This is a genomic window from Paenibacillus sp. J5C2022, from assembly GCF_025567625.1.
GTDB lineage: Bacteria > Bacillota > Bacilli > Paenibacillales > Paenibacillaceae > Pristimantibacillus.
The window spans coordinates 37,840-57,489 of sequence record NZ_JAOQJC010000014.1 but is presented as its reverse complement, the minus strand read 5'-3'; the positions used below and the strand labels follow the sequence as shown (position 1 = coordinate 57,489).

At 44.9% G+C, this 19,650-nt stretch carries 17 protein-coding genes and 2 pseudogenes; 15 read left to right on the top strand and 4 right to left on the bottom strand.

Features of this window, described 5'->3' with window-relative positions; translation table 11 throughout:
- The first annotated feature begins 37 nt into the window (after positions 1-37).
- The 12 genes from M6D81_RS13455 (at position 38) to M6D81_RS13400 (ending at position 14,257) form a co-directional block, all read left to right on the top strand.
- Positions 38-916 carry a dihydrodipicolinate synthase family protein gene (locus M6D81_RS13455; RefSeq protein ID WP_262677420.1) on the top strand — a complete coding sequence of 293 codons (879 nt, stop codon included), beginning with the start codon at positions 38-40 and terminating at the stop codon, positions 914-916.
- Between the two features lie 12 nt (positions 917-928).
- A complete protein-coding gene (locus M6D81_RS13450; RefSeq protein WP_262677419.1) occupies positions 929-1,993 on the top strand; it encodes a succinylglutamate desuccinylase/aspartoacylase family protein in 1,065 nt (354 codons plus the stop codon).
- Positions 1,986-3,113: a trans-sulfuration enzyme family protein gene (locus M6D81_RS13445; protein WP_262677418.1), complete on the top strand. Its 1,128-nt coding sequence runs from the start codon at positions 1,986-1,988 to the stop codon at positions 3,111-3,113. The genes M6D81_RS13450 and M6D81_RS13445 overlap by 8 nt, the downstream gene beginning before the upstream one ends.
- A 13-nt stretch (positions 3,114-3,126) precedes the next feature.
- Positions 3,127-3,606 carry a NanQ anomerase/TabA/YiaL family protein gene (locus M6D81_RS13440; protein WP_262677417.1) on the top strand — a complete coding sequence of 160 codons (480 nt, stop codon included), beginning with the start codon at positions 3,127-3,129 and terminating at the stop codon, positions 3,604-3,606.
- A 191-nt stretch (positions 3,607-3,797) separates the two neighbouring features.
- Positions 3,798-6,206 carry a helix-turn-helix domain-containing protein gene (locus M6D81_RS13435; protein ID WP_262677416.1) on the top strand — a complete coding sequence of 803 codons (2,409 nt, stop codon included), beginning with the start codon at positions 3,798-3,800 and terminating at the stop codon, positions 6,204-6,206.
- A gap of 296 nt (positions 6,207-6,502) precedes the next feature.
- Positions 6,503-8,074, top strand: a complete 1,572-nt coding sequence (locus tag M6D81_RS13430) for an extracellular solute-binding protein (RefSeq protein WP_262677415.1) — start codon at positions 6,503-6,505, stop codon at positions 8,072-8,074.
- A 113-nt stretch (positions 8,075-8,187) separates the two neighbouring features.
- Positions 8,188-9,105 (top strand): ABC transporter permease, encoded by a 918-nt coding sequence (locus tag M6D81_RS13425; protein ID WP_262677414.1) that lies wholly within the window; start codon positions 8,188-8,190, stop codon positions 9,103-9,105.
- Positions 9,106-9,115: 10 nt separating this feature from the next.
- The gene (locus tag M6D81_RS13420; protein WP_262677413.1) at positions 9,116-9,997 is read left to right on the top strand and encodes a carbohydrate ABC transporter permease; all 882 of its coding nucleotides are present in this window, start codon (positions 9,116-9,118) and stop codon (positions 9,995-9,997) included.
- A 56-nt stretch (positions 9,998-10,053) separates the two neighbouring features.
- Positions 10,054-11,157: a sialidase family protein gene (locus M6D81_RS13415; protein ID WP_262677412.1), complete on the top strand. Its 1,104-nt coding sequence runs from the start codon at positions 10,054-10,056 to the stop codon at positions 11,155-11,157.
- 39 nt (positions 11,158-11,196) lie between these two features.
- The gene (locus M6D81_RS13410) at positions 11,197-12,840 is read left to right on the top strand and encodes a sialidase family protein (protein ID WP_262677411.1); all 1,644 of its coding nucleotides are present in this window, start codon (positions 11,197-11,199) and stop codon (positions 12,838-12,840) included.
- Complete coding sequence (locus tag M6D81_RS13405; RefSeq protein WP_262677410.1) at positions 12,830-13,468, top strand: SGNH/GDSL hydrolase family protein; 639 nt, start codon at positions 12,830-12,832, stop codon at positions 13,466-13,468. The genes M6D81_RS13410 and M6D81_RS13405 overlap by 11 nt, the downstream gene beginning before the upstream one ends.
- Positions 13,469-13,630: 162 nt before the next feature.
- Entirely contained in the window at positions 13,631-14,257 is a 627-nt protein-coding gene (locus M6D81_RS13400; protein WP_262677409.1) for an SGNH/GDSL hydrolase family protein, read from the top strand.
- A gap of 25 nt (positions 14,258-14,282) precedes the next feature.
- Here the strand turns inward: M6D81_RS13400 and M6D81_RS13395 are convergent.
- Positions 14,283-14,507: pseudogene (locus M6D81_RS13395) on the bottom strand (transposase family protein); the annotation flags it as partial.
- 27 nt (positions 14,508-14,534) lie between these two features.
- Positions 14,535-14,960 (bottom strand): annotated as a pseudogene (locus M6D81_RS13390) (zinc-binding dehydrogenase); the annotation flags it as partial.
- Positions 14,961-15,459: 499 nt separating this feature from the next.
- Here M6D81_RS13390 and M6D81_RS13385 point away from each other — a divergent pair.
- Positions 15,460-16,029, top strand: a complete 570-nt coding sequence (locus M6D81_RS13385) for a dihydrofolate reductase family protein (RefSeq protein ID WP_262677407.1) — start codon at positions 15,460-15,462, stop codon at positions 16,027-16,029.
- A 320-nt stretch (positions 16,030-16,349) separates the two neighbouring features.
- Positions 16,350-16,901, top strand: a complete 552-nt coding sequence (locus M6D81_RS13380; RefSeq protein ID WP_317259124.1) for a dihydrofolate reductase family protein — start codon at positions 16,350-16,352, stop codon at positions 16,899-16,901.
- 252 nt (positions 16,902-17,153) lie between these two features.
- On the opposite strand, the gene M6D81_RS13375 is transcribed toward M6D81_RS13380, so the two are convergent.
- Complete coding sequence (locus M6D81_RS13375; RefSeq protein WP_262677406.1) at positions 17,154-17,744, bottom strand: dihydrofolate reductase family protein; 591 nt, start codon at positions 17,742-17,744, stop codon at positions 17,154-17,156.
- Between the two features lie 335 nt (positions 17,745-18,079).
- Here M6D81_RS13375 and M6D81_RS13370 point away from each other — a divergent pair, with 335 nt between their 5' ends.
- Positions 18,080-18,631, top strand: a complete 552-nt coding sequence (locus M6D81_RS13370; RefSeq protein WP_262677405.1) for a dihydrofolate reductase family protein — start codon at positions 18,080-18,082, stop codon at positions 18,629-18,631.
- A gap of 103 nt (positions 18,632-18,734) precedes the next feature.
- Here the strand turns inward: M6D81_RS13370 and M6D81_RS31705 are convergent, their stop codons facing one another.
- The gene (locus M6D81_RS31705) at positions 18,735-19,646 is read right to left on the bottom strand and encodes an SRPBCC family protein (RefSeq protein ID WP_317259123.1); all 912 of its coding nucleotides are present in this window, start codon (positions 19,644-19,646) and stop codon (positions 18,735-18,737) included.
- Positions 19,647-19,650 lie beyond the last annotated feature (4 nt).

Sequence of the window (19,650 nt, the reverse complement as noted above, 5' to 3'; positions counted from 1 at the left end):
TTATCATGCAAATTAAACTTCTAAAGGAGAGAAAAAAATGAGAGAAGGATTTTATCCCGCACTTGGAACACCGCTAGACGAAATGGGCAATGTGATTGAATCAAGCTTGACCCTTCACGTGGAGGATCAAATTCGTGGTAAAGTATCAGGTCTTCTAGTTATGGGTTCGATGGGAATTGAAGCTCAAGTGAGGCAATCGCAATATGTCAAGGTTGCCTCAATCGCAATTAAGGCTGCGAAGGATACATTGCCGGTTATGGTTGGTGTAATGGATAATTCGATTGGCAGGGTGCTTGACCGTATTGAAAGTCTTAACGGCTTGAATGTTAGCGGTGTGGTGGCAACTACTCCTTTCTACTTTGGAATGAATCAAGCAGAAGTGAAAACCTTTTTTGAACAAATTGCTGATAAGTCTCCATATCCTGTCTATTTGTATGATTTGCCAGGTGTAACCAAAACGAAAATTACAGTAGATACTGCCATGCAGTTAATGGCTCATCGCAACATTGCAGGTATCAAAACAGGCGATTTGCCAACAGCTAGAATGCTAGAGCGTCAGAAGGGCGAGGTTGATCCGCCATTCTCCATCTTATTCAGCGGACTTGATGTGTTCGATACCGCCTATGGTTTTGGACTGAATAGACAGCTAGACGGTATGTTTTCTTGTACAACTCCATTAAATATAAAGCTGTATGATAGTCTGGCAAATCATGATATGGCAGCAGCGTCTAAAGCATTGGATGATATTGTGAGCCTTCGTGATCTATTTGTCAGTGTAGGTGTTTTTGGTGGCTTTACACATGCCATGAACCTACTGGGATTTGAAGGCAACTTTGCTCCGGATTATACGATTGCATTAAACGCAGAGCAGCAAGAAAAAGTGAAAGCGTTCATGCAGCAATTGAAGCTAATTTAGTGGAGGACTAAGATGACAAATACCATTTCGGTTACGGATTTTAATCTAGACCAGATCGTTCTGGGGGCGTGCAGCAACTGGCAGCTAACCTTTGAAACTGCTGAGGATGTAGAAGGAACGATTCCATTACGAGTAGTAAAGGGAGCTTCAGCAGGCCCTACACTGCTTATACTAGCTGCCGTACATGGTGATGAATATGATGGGGTTCAAACTGTCGTTGAATTATGCAATGAGCTGACTCCAGAAAAAATAAATGGAACCGTACTGATGGTGCCTATTACGAATAAGCTATCGTACGAAGGAATATCCAGAGAAACACCTTTAGATGGACGTAATTTGGCAAGAGAATTTCCTGGAAACCCAGAGGGAACCTATACACAACGACTTGCATGGCATCTGGATCAAACGCTGCTGGCTAAGGCAGATTTCCTGCTTGACTTTCATAGTGGCGGCATGATTGCATCCGTGCCGACCTTGGTTGGTTATTATCACAATGACAAACATGAGCATGGAAGACGCTCGAGAGCAGCTGCAGAAGCATTCGGAGTGGATACGATATGGGCACACTCAACTGTAGGACCTGGTCGAACTGTATCGAGTGCTACAGATAGAGGAATTCCATGGCTGTATACGGAGACAGAAGGTGGCCGCCGAGTATGTATAGAAGGACAACAGCAATATCGGAAAGGTACCTATCGACTGCTTCATCATCTTGATATGCTGCGGGAGCCGGAGGCTTGGTTGTCGGAGGAAGCTTGTCCAGCGATAAAGTATAGGCTATATGGTGATGGGAATTTTGATTTATCTTTAACGAGTAAGGAAGAAGGCTTTTTTATCCCGTCGGTTAAGCTTCTTGACGAGGTAAAGGCTGGAGATTTGATAGGTATCATCTATGGTTTATTTGGTGAGATCAAGGAGAAAGTGATTTCACCTCAAGATGGAATCATGATTGGAATTACCGTAATGCCTAAAGTCGATAAGGGTGGCGTAATTTGCGCCATTACACAAGATTATGACAACGTAGTTTCGAGTGAGGGAAAAGATTTATGGAAAGCGATAGATTTGCGTAATGGATAAACATAATATATGCCTTCATCATGGGGATGATTACGATCGCTTTCACGGGGCGATCGTACCTCCTATATTCCAAAACACTCTGTTCACGAACAAAACAAAGGATCATGGCTATATATACACACGTTCATCCAATCCAACTATTGAAATTGCTGAACAAAAAATCGCAGCTTTAGAGAAAGGCGAAGCGGCGATTTGTTTATCATCCGGTATGGCTGCTATAAGTGCTGCTATTTTGCATGCATTGTCTAAGGATGATCATGTCATTTGTGTAAGCAGCGTGTATCCGCGAACAAGAGCATTATTGAATGAATACATGAATCGATTTGGCATTAGTGTCACCTACATCAGTAAAGGAACTGTAGAACAGTTTGAAGCAGCTATTCAATTCAATACAAAGCTTATTTATTTGGAAAGTCCATCCTCGCTTATATTTTCTATGCAGGACTTGACTGAAATTGCAAAGCTTGCACAGCAGCATGGCATCATAACAGCGATAGATAATACTTGGTCGACACCTTTGTTTCAAAATCCATTAAAGCATGGAATCGATTTAGTTATCCATTCGGCAACAAAATATTTAGGCGGTCATAGTGACATATTAGGCGGCATTATTGTGGGTAAGAAATCTAGAATAGATCTTATTCGTGTTAGGGAACGAGAGATGCTCGGGGCCATTATGGATCCGCATCAGGCTTGGCTGCTTATACGAAGCTTGCGAACACTTCCAGTACGGATGAAGCAGCATCAAGAAAATGCTTTAATTATGGCTAATTTCCTGGAAGGGCATCCGAAGGTGACACGTGTGCTGTACCCCGGCTTGAAAAGCCATCCTGATTATGAGCTTGGCAAGAAGCAGCTCTCTGGTTATTCAGGAGTCATGAGCTTTATCGTTGACCGGACCTATGATCAGATCAGTACGATGCTTCGAGGTCTTCAATTATATGAAATCGGACCTAGCTGGGGCGGATTTGAAAGCTTGATCAGCGGTATACCTATACAAGAGCTGTTCTCTGAAGCAACAGGCTTGCCATTAGGCACTGGACTTATACGGATGTCTGTAGGGTTAGAGGATATCCAAACATTAATGGATGACTTAGATGACGGGCTTAGACGAATTTAAGGAGGTAGGATAAATGATATTTGGAGATCTTAAGGATTTCGAGCGAGAGCAGCATTTGTATCCGCCAGTCATTCGCAAAGCATTAGCATTCATACAGTCAACGGATTGGTCTGCTATGCCTAATGGTAGGGTGGAGCTGGATGGTGAATTATTTTATGTCAATATCGGAGAAGTACAAACAACGGATGCATCTGAGCGAAAGGCTGAGAGGCACTTCCGCTACACAGATATTCATTATATCATCGAGGGTGAAGAGATCATCGGATTCACTCGCAACGCGAAGGAATTAGTGATTACACAGGATTTATCTGACCAAGACGCATTGCTTTATAATGAGCTGAACAATGAGACGCATCTCAAATTGCGTGCAGGTGAGTTTATTGTGACCTTGCCCCATGATGTTCATCGCCCAGGCTGTGCTAATGAACAACCGGGCTACGCTAGAAAGGCTATTTTTAAGATTGATACCAACTATATGCTGAATCGGAGTTAAACTCTACGAACTTAATGGATGATTCCTGTATGGTACAGGAGTCATTTTTTGTCCCCGTTACAAGGTTTGACGTTGATGAAATAGAAATGATATATTGTGGTTTACTATAATATTGTTAAATAAGGGGATATGACTAAATAAGAATGATATTGAAGAGTATTAAAATGGAAATTTATAGGAGGATGAATGTTATGTTCCGTAAGCGCTTACTTTCTAAAGCCAAGCAGCGCGTAATGCTAATCAGGCTAATTTCATTTTTTCTTGTTATTTCCTTACTGCCGCTGCTTATCATCGGGACGATCCTAGATCGCAATATTCGTTCTTCCATGAAGGAAGAGCTTCTCGCTGCCAATTCGCAGCATATCCAGCAGACTGCCAATACAATGGAATTTATGATTGGACAAATCAGCAATCAGTTTCGACAACTATCCATTGATACTGCATTAAAAGAATTTGAAAATTATCCTAGAGGAAATTACTATGAGTCCTTGTCGGGAGAGTACCGCTCATTGGATTTACCTGGACTTTATTTTTACATCCAAACAAAGGAACGGTTAATTCAGACGATAAGCAAGCTTAAAGGATATAACGAATATATTGATTCCGTGTATATGTATGACAGTGATAAAGAAATGATACTTACCTCGGATAAGATGCAATTTCAAAAAAATCTCTTCTACGATCTCGATTGGGACAAGGATATTCAATCTATACAATATTTTCCGACGATAATGGAGCCAAGACTTGCTAAGGCAAAAGATCATAGCTTTAAAACGGTTATTCCAATGGTGTTTGTTTCCAACACACTTATGTTGGATAAAAGCAACAATTATGTTGTTGTGAATCTGGATGTTGAAGCATTATCGAATGCATTCGTCAGCAAGCTTGAACGTAAACCTGGCAATACCTTTTTTGTACTTTCATCCAGTGGGAAGATGCTTCTGCAAGATAATGATCAGGATCAAACACGTCATGAGGTTGTGGATGAAGCTATGCTGACACAAATTCATAAAATGGGGAATGTGGGTTCCATTGAGTATGTGCATCGTGGCGAAACTGTATTGATCAACGTACAATCATCTAATAGCTTGGGCTGGAAGTTTGTTACGATCACATCACTTGATGAGGTCTACGCTGCCGTATCCAGGATCGGGGATATGATTCTAATAACCTGCTCCATTCTTGTCGTGGCCATCGGATTGTTGATCTTCGCGGCAACTAGAAATATATACAATCCAATTCGCCATTTGCTTGATTTTATTCATCATAATTTCGAGTCTGGCGGCAAGAAAGCAGATTCGCATTGGTCTGAACTTCGTTTGATTCGAGGTAGTCTTGAAGAAATTATGGAGGACCGTAAAAGCCTGCAACAGAAATTGAGAGAAAGCCTGCCAGCAAATCAGGAAAAATTTGTATACACCTTACTGCATGATCATAGCTTGAGCAGGGATGAAATGAATGAGAAAATGGCTTTTTTTGAGCTTGAGCTTAAATTTAGTGGAATTCACGTATGGTTAATATTAATTGAGGGTTTCCATGATCTTAACGCTGATGAAGAAGAAAAAAGCTTGAATAAGCTGCGCATGATTAATTACGTGGAGCAAAGCTTGCCTTCGGATCGTCCTAATATCGTAATGGAAATTGTTGAAAATCAAATCATTGTACTCTTTAATGGTGAAAAGAGTGAACTGCAGGAAGGCTTCAAGCTAGCAGAGCTTATTATTAATACGGTGGAATCGAAATTCGGCATCATTTGTACGGTTGGTATTGCACAATTTTGCGAGGACATTATGCAATTGCCGCACAGCTATGAGCAGGCGAAGGAAGCACTCTGGTATCGGAGAATGGCGGGCTCATGCGAGGTTGTCTATATCGAGGATGTTCGCATGACCGGGACACCTGTTTTTAATTACCCTAAAGACAAAGAGGAAATATTGATTCAAGCCCTCATTAACGGTGATCTAACTCAGTCGAGGAAAATCTTGAATCAAATGATTCATGATATCAAATCACATGAGGGGCAAGTTTACTATCACCAAATGAAGCATGCGTTAGTTCAATTACTGAACAGACTAGTCAAGATGGCCAATGATATACGGATTGATCTGAATGATCTGTTGGAGGAAGAAGGGAACCTGTTCAATTCGCTCCATCAAAAGAACAACTGGTTTGAAATTACAAGCTGGTTTGATGAGCTCATAACGAAGCTGTCTAATTATTTGGTTCATGCTGTCCGAGACAAGAAAAATCGACATATTGAACAGGTGTTGCGTATGATAGACGACAACTGTGGTGAAATGATGACTCTCCAGAATGTGGCTGAGCAATTAGGATTGAATCCTTCTTACTTGAGCCGTATCTTCAAAGATGAGCAGGGAGTAACCTTCCTGGAGTTTCTAACAGAAGTTCGAATTGCTCGGAGCAAACAGCTTATTTCTCAAACGAATCTCAAGATTAAGGAGATTGGGGAGCAGGTGGGTTATTGCAAAACAAATTATTTTATTAAGCTGTTCAAGGAGCATACGGGATTGACTCCTGGGGACTACCGCAAGCTTACGAATCGGTTTGCAAATGAGTTAGAGGACAATGAAGTGGGATAATCTTTTACAGCTTACTTCGATCAACGATGAGCGATTATGAGCGATTATACTATGAAGGGGAGATTTCCATCCGGAAATCTCCCCTTATATTTTTAAGAATGGCCATAAAGCGCGTAATAACGCTAAAAAGTCATAATTTTTATATGTTTGTAAAGATTGAGGCATATCCAATAGAAGCGTTTAAAGCCTATAATTTGAATCAAGCAATCTTACCCTGAGCCCAATATGTAAGCGCTTAACAATCCTTGCTTCAGCGCCCAGGAGGGATGTGTCATACACTATCTAGGAGGGTTAATATGTCAAAAAAAATCGGATTGCTATTACTCACATTATGCATGCTTGGCTCATTGTTAGCGGCTTGTTCCTCTAATAATAATGAACCGAAGCCTACAGCAAGCACTGGCAGCACAAACACAGGCAGTGATAGCGACGCAGTTAATGGTGTGAAGGATTACGGCAAAGTGTATGTGTATGCAAACTATGGCCATCTTGGTAATGTTGTTGATCTAAGCAAGAAAGAAGCTCTTGAAGAAGTACGCCAATATATTAAAGAGAAATCTGGCGTTGAGGTTATTGAAATTGTCCCACCTAAGGGATCGGAAGCAGATCGTCTGAACTTGCTTCTTGCTGGTAACGAGCCGCTTGATATTTTCACAGGTTCTATGGATCTTCATCAAGCAAATGGTGCGGCATACCCTCTTAATGAATTGCTGGAGAAATACGGGGCGAACGTTACTGGCGTATGGCCTGAAAGCTGGTCTAAGGCTTCGTGGGAAGCGCTGCAGAAAGACGGAGAGCAATGGGCGACGCCTGTATCTCCGCCAATGGCAGGGAATGCAATAACAATTCGTAAGGACTGGCTCGAAGAAGTAGGCCTTGGTGTACCGACGAATCTCGAAGAGTTGGAAGCAGTCATGAAAGCATTCAAGGAGAAGGATCCGGTAGGCAACGGGGAGACAATCCCGATGATTACCTCCTTCAATGAAATGAATGCGGTGCTGTCTGGGCTATTCATGGAGAATGGTTACGGAAACTGGATAGATGAAGAAGGCAATGTGAGACCTACTGTCCAGCACCCAGGTTACCTGGAGTTCCTCACTCTTATGGCTGATTGGTATAAGAAGGGCTATATTTATCGTGAATCCTTTGCAACTGATGGGACGAAGGTGATCGAGCTTGTAAGGTCCAATCGTGTAGGCGTGGCTGCTACATGGCACTCTCGTACTTTGGCAAATACAACAATGATTAGGGAAATTGATCCGGATGCAGAATATGTTACCGCTGATATTCAAGGACCTAAGGGTTATGGGCGGTTAGTCGGAACAGTTGGCAAAAGCGGTACAATGATTAGTAAGAATTCTCAAAATCCGGAAGGCGCTATGCGTTATTTGGATTGGCTGTTATCCGATGTTGAAAACTACTTGACTGCATTCTGGGGAATTCCAGGAAAGCATTGGGAGTGGACAGACAAAGAAAAAGGTGTCTATCGCAGAATCAATCAGGATTATCAAGGCGAATTTATGACAGGCTTCTCTTTTGCAATGACGGTACAATTCCGCGAAGAGGATCCGAAAAGTAATGACCAATGGGTTAGACCTTTCTTTGCACAGTACTTGACTGAAACTGAAAAGGTAAAATATGAAGGAACCTTCGATGTTAGCTATTTGTTTGACAAAGCGAAAATTGGTGAACAAGTACCTACGTTGAGTGATATCGAAAGAATGATTGAACAAGAGGTTACGAAGTTTGTTATGGGCGCAAGACCGCTGAGCGAATATCCCAATTTCTTGAGCCAGCTCGAAAATGCTGGAATTAACAAATGGATTGAAGTGTATACGAAAGAATATAACGCGTTGAAGAATCAATAGAACAAACTTTAATTTACCGCAATGTCGCCTCTTTCCACATGCATACAGAGGCGGCATTGTAGTTAGTAAGAACATATGCAAGAGAAGCTTAATGGAAGTGAGTTGATTCGCATTTGAATAGCTCTATATGGGGTCGCATCAAAAGACATAAACTCTACTTTTTATTGATACTCCCAGGAATGCTTTATTTTATCATTTTTCAGTATGGACCGATGTATGGAATTATTATTGCATTTAAAGATATATCTCCGTTTGATGGCTTGAGTGGTATTTTTTCCGCCGACTGGGTAGGCTTGAAGCATTTTGAAGCATTTATTCAATCATATTACTTCTGGAATATTATAGGAAACACACTGACGATTAGCGCATATAAGCTGCTATTTGGTTTTCCGGCACCGATAATTTTAGCATTGTTAATAAATGAAATTAAAAACAAATACTTTAAAAATACAATACAGACGATTTCCTATTTGCCTCATTTTATTTCTATGGTTGTATTGGCAGGGCTGGTGACCGTCTTGCTGACGACGGATGGAGGCTTTATCAATGGTTTAATGCAACGACTAGGCATGGAACCGATTATGTTCCTAGGAGATACAAGATTTTTCCGCACCGTACTGGTGGCATCTGGTATATGGAAAGAGGTGGGCTGGAGCAGTATCATATACATCGCTGCAATTGCTGGCGTAGACCCACAGCTTTACGAGGCCGCGAAAGTAGACGGCGCAGGACGTTTTAGGCAGATGTGGAACATTACGCTTCCTAGTATCAGCTTTATTGTTGTTATTTTATTTATCTTACAGATAGGTCATATTTTAGATGCAGGCTTTGAACAAATTTTTCTGCTTTATTCTCCGCCAGTTTATGAAGTGGCCGATATTATTGATACTTATGTATATCGTAAAGGATTGCTTGATCTCCAATACTCATTCGCTGCGGCAGTTGGGGTATTTAAAGCAGTTATTGCTCTGATTTTAGTCATTGGGGCTAACAGACTAGCTAAAAAGCTAGGACATGAAGGAATATGGTAGGTGATGCAGGTTGAAGGAATCGGCAGGAGGAAGGATTTTTAATTATTTTAACTACAGCTTGATGGTTTTATTTGCTCTGTTGTTTATCATTCCCTTTTTTGTTATTTTATCCACCTCGTTAGTCGGTGAACAAGAGTTGATTAGACGGGGCAGCTATATTCTCATTCCAGAGAAGATAGATTTTACGGCCTATGAGACACTATTGAGTCAAGGGTCTACCTTATATAAAGCTTATGGAATTACGATTATGCGAGTCATAATCGGTACAGCTCTTAACCTTCTATTTACTGCAATGCTGGCATTTGGCATTTCCCGAAGGACACTTCCGGGCCGCAGTGTTTTCATTACGCTCATATTTATTACGATGTTATTCAGCGGTGGACTTGTGCCAACGTATTTATTAATGAAATTCCTTCATTTAACGAATACGTTCTGGGTCATGATTATTCCATCATTAATTAGTGCTTGGTACTTTCTCATCATGAAGAGCTTCTTTCAGGAAATCCCTGAAAGCTTGGAGGAGTCCGCAACGATTGACGGTGCTTCTCCATTCAGAGTGCTCGTCAGTATAATTGTGCCGCTCAGTATGCCTATGCTTGTGACCATCGGACTTTTCTACGGCGTTAATCACTGGAACGCTTGGTTCGATGCAACCATCTATATTACAAATTCAGATTTGATGCCGGTTCAAGTTCTGCTGAGAAGAATTGTACTAACGATGACAAATCAGGATTTAGACACCTCCCTCTTGGTCAACATGGAGGAAAGAGCGACTCCGCAAGCATTGAGAGGTGCCATTATTATGATTACGACACTTCCGATTATTTGCGTATATCCGTTTTTGCAGAAGCATTTCATTAAAGGGGTAATGGTTGGTTCTGTCAAAGGTTAATAAGGGTTAAGACCATTAGCGAATGCTGTTCCAAACTAAGGAAGAGGGGTATTGATATGTTGGTCGATATGAAGAAGAAAGGTTATCCTGTACTCGATTATAGACCAGGGGTGAACAATCCGCGGAATAGCGAGGGCGCTTTTCTTGATTTAAAAGACGGACGAATCATGTTCGTGTACAGCCGCTTTATGGGAGAATCCCATAGTGACGATGCCAAGGCCTGTATCGTCGCAGTATTTTCTACTGATTGCGGCGAAACCTGGCAGGATGAAAGGGTGATCGATCATCCCGATCGTCATGGGGCTTTAAATATTATGAGCGTCTCCTTGCTGCGCATGCAAAACGGAGATATCGGCTTGTTTTATGTCATTAGGCGTGGATGGCATGACGCTAGACTGCATTTGTTCCGTTCCAGCGATGAGGGGCTTACCTGGAGCGAACCTGTGTGCTGCGTGCCTGGACTTGGATATTACGTTGTGAACAACGATCGAGTCGTTCGATTGTCATCTGGTCGGCTACTTGTGCCTTCCTCACTTCATAAAATGCGTACAACGGATACAATCAAGTGGGATTCCTTTGATTCTCGAGGAACGGTATATGTCATGATCTCCGACGATGATGGGGTGACATGGCGTGAAGCGACTAACAGTTGCTCGCTCAATGTCCCTCACACCCGCAGCGGTCTGCAGGAGCCTGGCATCATTGAGTTGAAGAACGGGGCACTGTGGATGTACCATAGAACCGATCTTGGCAGACAATATGAGAGCTTCTCAGGCGATGGGGGAGAAACATGGTCTGAGGCTGTTCCATCACAATTCACATCCCCGGTATCGCCCTTGAGTGTCAAGCGTAATCCATCAAATGGACATCTGCTTGCGGTATGGAACCCGATTCCGAACTATCAGCTGCGGAAAATCGGAAAGCATTCTTGGGGAAGAGCGCCCCTCGTAGGTGCGATCAGCCAGGATGAAGGTAAAACATGGACAAATCATTTCGCCATACAGACGGAAGAGGATAATGGCGGTTATTGTTATACGGCCATACACTTCACTTCTGATGCTGTACTCCTTGCTTATTGCGCCGGAGAGCCAGAGGATGGCATTTGCTTAGCTCGTTTGAAAATGACAAAAGTGTTGCTTAGTGACATATATACGGAGTAATGAAATAACGATACATTGCGTGAAGGAGATGTAACTGAGATGCCAGCACAATCGCCAACACCGATCAACTTTTCAGGAAAGTTAGGAACTTTCGTAACTCTACCGGATCAAACGGTATTATCCATTTATACGGTCGGCAAGAAGCCGAATGAATGGAAGGATACATCGATCCCTCAGCGACTTTATGTACGCAGATCAACAGATCATGGACTTACTTGGGGCGATCCTGAGCTGGCGTTTGAATTTGCAGCAGAGCCCGGAGCGGTAAAAATGATCGACTTGGATCATGCACCTCTAGTGACAACAGATGGTACCGTACATCTCTATGGATTTATTCTGAAGGATTGGGATAATGATATTCCGTATCGGGAAAGAAAGATCGACATGTACCATCTTTATTCCCGAGACAACGGTCATACTTGGGAAGGACCGGACATGATCGACTATGGCCACAGTTACACAGGCTCGTTGAATGCGATTACACAATTGTCTAGTGGCCGGATTGTAATGCCCTTTTCGTACTTGTCGAATCGAACATCTGCGTGCTTTGTCAGTGAGGTAATCCTGTCCGATGATCAGGGCTTTACGTGGCGCAATGCACATGCGGATCTTGTTATTGATAACGGTGGAGGGGCATTGGAATCGGGTTCAGTCGAGCCTGTAACGGTGGAGCTGCCGGATGGCCGCGTTTGGATGATTATTCGTACGCAGACCGGTCGACTCTATGAATCCTATTCCACAGATCAGGGTGAAACGTGGTCCGTTCCCGAGCCGACGCCGTTTTTTGCTTCTAATGCTCCGGCAGGCATTATCCGTCTGAAGGATGATCGGTTGCTGATGTGCTGGAATCACAGCAAGTGTGAGCCGATTAGTCATGGTGTCAGCTACTCTCGTCAATCACTCGTAGCGGCGATCTGCGATCATGATGGCAAATGGAGCGGTTATCGGGAAATTGTTCATTTGAGTCAGGAAGAGCATGAGAATCATAGCGTATGTTATCCTTGGCTGTCTGAGCTAGGGGATGGAAATGTGCTGGTAGGTTACTTGTCCGTTCATTTGCGTGATTGGATGGGAACCGTAGATTTCAAGCTTGTGAAGATCGCCCCGGAGTGGGTTGGCGAGAAGGAGCAGCTTGAGAACTGGGAAGATGACCTCACGGGCTCTTCTGTAACAAACGATGGTGTCATGGTTGAGCAGACTGACCATGATAAGATTGTTAGGCTGAAGAAAGAGGCAGCGGAGACGAACGTTGGCTTGACACGCAATTTCCCGTATTCCGAGCAAGGTGCCGTGACTTTCAAGCTTTTACTGGAGGAGCAGTTTGGCGGTTGTTATCTCTCTGTATCTGAATCGTTCCTGAAGCCAAGTGATCGGCAGGGAGGACATTTCCGACTTCAGATTACTTCTGACGGCAGTATACATGTCCAATACATGAATGAAGGACCTTATTACCCACTGAAAACAACTAAGAAGCTCGAAAGCAATCAATGGGCAGAGCTGACAATAAAGTGGGATTGCCGCCAAGAGCATGCCAATGTACTCCTAAATGGAGAGAGTGTCGGCGTTCTTCCTCAGCTAGAGCAAGGCCGCGGTATTTCCTACGCACGTTTGCATATGGCCGAAGCAGGCGGGGGATTGCAAATAAAGTCTATTAAAAGCAGTGCGGTTCAGCATGAAGGATAGAACCTATGTTGCACTAGGCGACTCTATTACTGCTTATCGAAATAAGGTCAAGGTTTATATGGAATGGCTGTTTGAGGAGCGGGAGACGCTTGGCTTCCGCAGAATGATCAACAACGGCATAGGCGGTTGGAACACGCTTCACCTGCTGGATAAGCTGGAAGAAAGATGCCTACAGCACCAGCCGCATTTTATTTCGATTATGCTGGGAACGAATGACCATGCCATCTATAAGGGGAAGGAAGAGCCAGCTGTTTCATTAGACCAGTTCAAATCCAACTTGCGTGAAATCGTTCGTCAAATTAGAGTCTCTGCTCACGAAAGAGGAAATGCGGCACCGAATATATTGCTGATGAGTCCTCCTTTTATTGTAACAGAGACGAACTCTGCGGGTACACAGGCAAGTCAGACTAGACTGCTGAACTATGTGAGAGCCGTTCATGAGATGAGTGTCGAGCTAGATACAGGTTACTTAGATGTGAATGCCATTACTGCAGAGGCCACTCTGCACGATGGACAGCTGTATCGTGATAACTATACAGATCAAAATGACGGAGTGCATTTGAATTCAGCAGGTCAGAAATGGCTAGTGCCCTTTATTAGACAAATTTGCATCGAGCAGCGGGCTTAGAAGTCAAATCATTCTGTCAACTATACCGTCGCTTGCGACGCGTGGAAGGCGATTAGCCGTCGTCGCCCTTGCGAATCCATCCGAGCGACGGTATTTTTGTGAATGAATCCTAGGTGCACAAGATATATATGGTTGTTAATCAAGTTGAAGGAGCGATTCGATATGCCGATAACGATGGAGAAGCTCGCCAATGGCGAACATGCTCTAATAGTGTGCATTGGCGATTCTATTACTGAACAGAATTATCACCTGCATGGCAAGCTGAACTATGTTGGACAACTAACCGAGAGATTGATGGAGCAGTATGGTCGGCGTTCGATGGTTGTAAATGCGGGGAAGAGTGGACATACAACAGTGGAGCTTCTGGGGCGGCTGGAGCGGGATGCACTGCGGTTTAAACCGGATCTTGTTATGGTAATGATCGGAATGAATGATTCAGCAAGAGTAACCATTGATGATTTTAGACAAAATCTACAAATGATTATTCATCACATCGAATCGTCAGGAAGCGAAGTGTTGCTGCTTACACAGAATATGCTGGATTACAATGTAGTTGAAGGTGCAGTCGCATTGAGGAAAGATTATCCGGAATACACGGCTGTTATTCGTGAGGTGGCTGCGGATACTGGAACCCCCCTTTGTGATTTATGTGCAGAATGGGCAGCTCACGTAAATGGAAATACGAACACTCATCTGATGCTAATGAATGATAGCATTCATCCTAACGAACATGGACATAAGTTAATGGCCTCTGCATTATACAAATATCTGGGCATTGCCGCTGAATAGGTGGATTTAATCGATGTTATTGAATACATTCAAGACATTTATACCGTTGACGTTTAATGAGAAGCCCTACTCGATTTCCGTGAATCGGTAAGTCCATACAAAACTGTACACGTCTGTTATGCTTATACAAGTTGGCTATGCATCCACAATTAGGGCAAACAGAAGGTGGAGATATTGTCTCCACCTGAAGGTCATGTTCATTCTCCAAAATACCAAGAATCTTAAAATGTGATAGTTTAAGTATATCCATTAGTAACCTTCTGTTCGTTATAACGATTTACTCAACAGAAAGAACTACTTTCCCGCGGTTATGTCCGATTTCGACTTCTCGATGGGCATCTGCTGCATGGGGCAGCGTGAAAGTTTTTCTAATGTGAACGTTTAGTTTCCCTTGGGCATACAGATCGTAGAGTTCGGCGAGCCGGGCCGCGGACCGCTGGCTACGGATAGAACGAACCCCTAGCTGCTCCACAATGTCAAAGGAAACGATCGTGCCGATACGATACTTGTTTTCAACAATATGTACCGAGGCGCGCAAGGCATCGCCATAGCTGACTGGAATCGCCCCGAGCGAACGAAGATAGTCGTGATTTCGCTCGCTGGCTGTACCGATGACCGTCGCCCCCCAAGCCAAGGCTAACTGGACTGCGATAGTACCAACCCCACCAGCGGCGGCATGAATCAATACAGTGTCGCCTTTTCCCCATCTGTATATGAGAGTGGGGCTATTCTTTTCCGTTCTTGGCTCTACTACCCGATTGTAGAGTTTGAAACCAAGTTTTATGCTTAATTAGTATAGGGTACCTATACATGGTTTCACCATATAATCCGATTTTATATCATAATAACGCGCTTAAACATTCCACCACATAATCCGAATACCCTTTTTAAATACGAAAAGCGCGTCAAATAACCAACTCCAGTCTAATACTTTATTACACTTCCCCGCCTCCTCAATCTCAGGAATGCCGCATCACGCCAGTGTTCTCGGACTTTTCCTCCTGCATTAAAGCTCTTCTCAGGTGTTTCCTCGACTCATTTTCTCGATCGATCTCTATCTAAGCCCAGCTAAAAAAAATCCAGATTTCCACTTGAACGTAACGTAACGTAATGATTTATAGTGAACTTGAAGGCAAGACGAAACGCCGGCCAAAGGCCAAAACAATCGGCAAAATAAATTCTGAATCGGAGGAGAAACGAATATGAGGAAACTTGTATTGTTCATGCATGTGTCACTGGATGGGTATGCGTCGGATTCGAACGGCGGACTGGATTGGATTCCGTACAACGAGGAAATCGAGAAATACGCCGAGGAGGTCGTAGCCGAAGTCGGCTCTCCTATTTACGGACGCACGACGTATCGAATGATGGAGGGCTATTGGCCCACGGTACTGGATAATCCGAATGCGTCGAAGCACAGTATGGAGCATGCCAGATGGGTGCAGGATGTTAAGAAGATCGTCATTTCCGGCTCGATGGACAAGGCTGAATGGAATAATACGATGCTGATCAAGGACAATATCGCAGAGGAAATCAAGGCGCTCAAGGAGCAGTCTGGCAAAAATCTCGTGATCTTCGGCAGCCCGGGGGCGGCGAAGACGCTGCTTGAGCTTGGCTTGATCGACGAATTCCTGTTGACGATTTGTCCGGTCTTTCTGGGCGGCGGAAAATCGGTATTCCACGGCTGCAGTGAGAAAACCAAGCTCAAGCTGCTGTCCAGCCGAACGTTCAAGTCAGGCATTATCGCGACCCGCTATGAGTTGGAGAAATAGCCACGCCGTACAAGGTTCCACTAACGAGCACTTAGTTCAACAAAGCAGCGGCAGTCAAAGACTTTATTTTCTAGTGCAGCGCTACCACCAGTGAAAATATGGGGGTCACTCTAAAACTTATTTCCCAATACCTGAACTTTTTCAAACTCTGAAACCGCGTAAAATAAACAAATTATTCCAATATGTGTTATTATAAAAATGGATATTTCTTTGTTTAATTTTGCTCAATACAAATCGTTCATCACTATCTGAATTGGCAGAACAAGCGGCCTTGGTCTAGCTGGAAACTGAAAATTGGAGGGGTTATTGATATGGCTTAACTGATCTACGCTGCAAACATATCTTTGGACGGGTACATTGAGGACGAGCGCGGCAACATCGAGTGGACGATCTCCGATGATGAGACATATGCGTTCTGGACTGACTTCCAGCGGTCGATTGGCACCTACCTTTACGGGCGTCGAATGCACGAGTCGATGGTGTACTGGGAGACGGCTAGCACCAGCGACGATCAACCGGAGGTAAGGCGGGAATTTGCGCAGATCTGGCGAGCGGCTGAGAAGATCGTGTATTCCCGGACGCTTCAGGCGGAGTCAAGCGCCAGGACTAGGATAGAGCGCGAATTCGATCATAATGCGATCCGGAGGCTGAAGGAGTCTTCAGGAGCTGACATTACGATTGGCGGCCCTGAGCTTGCCGGGCAGGCAATGAGCGCGGGACTGGTCGACGAGTGTCATCTGCTTCTTAATCCGATCGTCTTGGGTGGAGGTAAGCGAGCATTCTCGGACAACCTCCGCATGCGGCTCGAGCTGCTCGGTGAGCGCCGCTTACGAAGCGGCGTTGTTCATCTTCACTACCGCGTGATCGTCTGACTTTAAGAAGGCGACACTCGACTCCTTTTTAAAGAACTGGAACGGTATGCAGCTCTAGCTGTACTTGTTACTCTGCTATTATCCGTTTCATCCGCGTATTAACAGCCGTTCTTGAATCAGCTAGATGAATAATAATTTGCTTGATGCTCAATTGCTCGGATGATCAAGTCATAGCCTTTTGAATAATCAACAATAAGCTTTCTCATGACAATCCTCTATAGTAAATGACTTTTGTTGTTAATTTAAGTTCGCTCACTTAGGTTTTCCTGCGGGCTCATAGCGCAATAGAACCGTGCCGCTGGAGAACGTTCTGGATTCAAGCAATTGCAAGGCTGTCGGTATCGTTCCATCGCCGAAGAACCGCTTTCCCTTCCCGAGTAATACAGGAAATTGCCAGATGTTCATTCGGTCAATCAGATCGTGACGCAGCAATGTTTGGACCAGATCGGCGCTGCCGGCCACATGCACCTCCGCGTACCGCTCTTTCAACAAGGGCACACTTGTGGTCACATCCATGTCGAGCAGCTTTGTATTGTTCCAATCGACGCTGGTCAATGTCCGGGATGCGACATATTTCGGTTTCTCGTTCATCAGCTTGGTGAACGGGTTTGTATCTGGTGCCTGCGGCCAAGACGACGCGAAGATTTCGTATGTCTTGCGACCTAACAGCAGAGCGTCGAGACTTGAGTAATCCGCCGCTATCAATTGTCCGGACTCCGCATTGCGATACGTTGCCTGCCACCCGCCATAGCTGAAACCGTCTTCGCAATCTTCATCGGGCCCTCCGGGAGCTTGAACAACACCATCCAAGGTCATTAACATATGCACAACAAGTTTTCCCATTTTGTTTTTCATCCCTTCAAATTAATTTAGTGTACGTTAGCACGTAGTGAAACTTCTCTTGAAATCCCTCAGTGTCATCACTTTTTGTTGAGCCTTCTCATTTATTTAGACGAAATTTGATTGTAAAATTCATCGGTCCAAGTGTTCAGGAAACCCGAATCTTGAAAATAATTTTGCAAACCCAGAAGTTTGCTGACATCTATGACGGAGTTTATCGGTTAAAAGGTGGTGAATGCATGTACGAATATGGCGGAGGCCGGACTGTGCACATTAGCAATCCATGAGAAACCTGGCCTGCATTTGGATGATAAAATGTAGACATAAGGAGGCTTCATATGGGACGTGTAATCCTGATGATGAATGTGACACTTGACGGTTGCTGTGACCACACGCAGGTGATTGCGGATGAGGAGCTCCACCAGTATACGGTGGAACTGATGGACCAGTCCGATGGTCTGCTTTTTGGACGTAAAATCTACCAGCTGATGGAAAGTGCTTGGCCGGCCATTGCCAGCAGCGGCGACGGACCTCAATTCATGGTCGACTTCGCACGCAAGCTCGAGCGGAAACCCAAGTACGTTTTCTCGCGGACGCTGGATCAAGTGTCGTGGCAGAACTCTTTCTTGTTGAAGGGCCATGTTTCCGAGGAGGTGCCACAGCTTACAGCAGAAGGGAAGAACCTGGTCGTTAACGGCGGTCCCGGCCTTGGTTCCACCCTGGCACAACTGGGCTTGGTGGACGATTATCACTTCCTGGTGCAGCCAATCGTTGTCGGACGTGGTCCCCAATTATTGGGGGGAATTCGTGATCGACTGAATCTGAAGCTGAGCGGGACCAAAACCTTCGGCTCCGGCGTCGTGGTGCTTCGCTACACGCCCGTTCGTTAACTGGCTGCCGCCGTTTGAATTACTGGGGTCAGTCTAATCGGCCTAAGAACGCTCCAACGTTCTTAGGCCGTTGCTGTTCACGAGGCATGCATCCCCGCAGTGATTATACGCGTTGTCCCTCAAGCACAACCCCAAGACGGTCCAGGTTCTGCTCGTTGCAGTCCGGGCAATATGATTTCACTTGCTCGAATGTCTTCTCGTCTTTGAACTGCTGACGGAAAGTAACGCGCGTCCGACCGCCATGCTCGGTAAATGTCGCCGTCAACCGGAACTCAGGAGCACCTTGATGCTCCAGTACGATACGCTCTCCCGGCTCGATCTCGATGAACTTGTTCTCGTTCGGATAATCCTTGCCGTCCGGTCCATGAAAGGTAAAACGCCAGAAGCCGCCTTCGCGGAAGTCGAATTCGCGGAACGTACTCGTGAAGCCGTTAGGCCCCCACCACTGCGTCAGCAGCTCCGGCTGCGCCCACGCCCGGTAAACGGCTTCCTTCGGGGAGTCGTACCAACGCGCATGGGCAAATTCCAATTCGTCGGGAGCTAGGTCGGCTTCGTCCTCCTCCGCAACGGCTTCTCCGCTCCGAGTAAGCGATTTGCCCAGCAGCTCCAGCAGTTCCCTCGACCCGTGTTCCCGATTCTCCACCGCATCGAGCCCATCGAAGAAGGCGCCTTGCTCCGTAAAGGTCAGCCTCGTGCCGCCATCCGCATCTGCAAGCTCGATCGTCGTAATGGATACAGAGAACCGCACACCGTTAAGGTCCAACACGTACGTATAAACAATCCGCTCGAGCGGCACAATCTCCTGATACATCGCGTCGAACGTGAACAATCCGCCGTCCGGCGCTTCGCCGCTGCTGAATTCCCGTCCGCCTACCCGGAATTCGAACACTTCCGGCTTCGTGAACCAACGTGCTTTGGCTTCAGCGTCAGCCATTGCTTCGTACACCTGCTCCCTGGATGCCGGATATGTTTTTTCAATTACGAATGTACCGTGGTTTACAAATTTTTCTTTCATGATC

Coding starts and splice junctions, on each gene's coding strand:
- M6D81_RS13435 (WP_262677416.1), top strand. CDS start 3,798: ATGTTCCGTAAGCGCTTACTTTCTAAAGCCAAGCAGCGCGTAATGCTA.
- M6D81_RS31705 (WP_317259123.1), bottom strand. CDS start 19,646: ATGAAAGAAAAATTTGTAAACCACGGTACATTCGTAATTGAAAAAACA.
- M6D81_RS13445 (WP_262677418.1), top strand. CDS start 1,986: ATGGATAAACATAATATATGCCTTCATCATGGGGATGATTACGATCGC.
- M6D81_RS13405 (WP_262677410.1), top strand. CDS start 12,830: ATGAAGGATAGAACCTATGTTGCACTAGGCGACTCTATTACTGCTTAT.
- M6D81_RS13440 (WP_262677417.1), top strand. CDS start 3,127: ATGATATTTGGAGATCTTAAGGATTTCGAGCGAGAGCAGCATTTGTAT.
- M6D81_RS13410 (WP_262677411.1), top strand. CDS start 11,197: ATGCCAGCACAATCGCCAACACCGATCAACTTTTCAGGAAAGTTAGGA.
- M6D81_RS13455 (WP_262677420.1), top strand. CDS start 38: ATGAGAGAAGGATTTTATCCCGCACTTGGAACACCGCTAGACGAAATG.
- M6D81_RS13370 (WP_262677405.1), top strand. CDS start 18,080: ATGGGACGTGTAATCCTGATGATGAATGTGACACTTGACGGTTGCTGT.
- M6D81_RS13385 (WP_262677407.1), top strand. CDS start 15,460: ATGAGGAAACTTGTATTGTTCATGCATGTGTCACTGGATGGGTATGCG.
- M6D81_RS13415 (WP_262677412.1), top strand. CDS start 10,054: ATGTTGGTCGATATGAAGAAGAAAGGTTATCCTGTACTCGATTATAGA.
- M6D81_RS13450 (WP_262677419.1), top strand. CDS start 929: ATGACAAATACCATTTCGGTTACGGATTTTAATCTAGACCAGATCGTT.
- M6D81_RS13375 (WP_262677406.1), bottom strand. CDS start 17,744: ATGGGAAAACTTGTTGTGCATATGTTAATGACCTTGGATGGTGTTGTT.
- M6D81_RS13430 (WP_262677415.1), top strand. CDS start 6,503: ATGTCAAAAAAAATCGGATTGCTATTACTCACATTATGCATGCTTGGC.
- M6D81_RS13400 (WP_262677409.1), top strand. CDS start 13,631: ATGCCGATAACGATGGAGAAGCTCGCCAATGGCGAACATGCTCTAATA.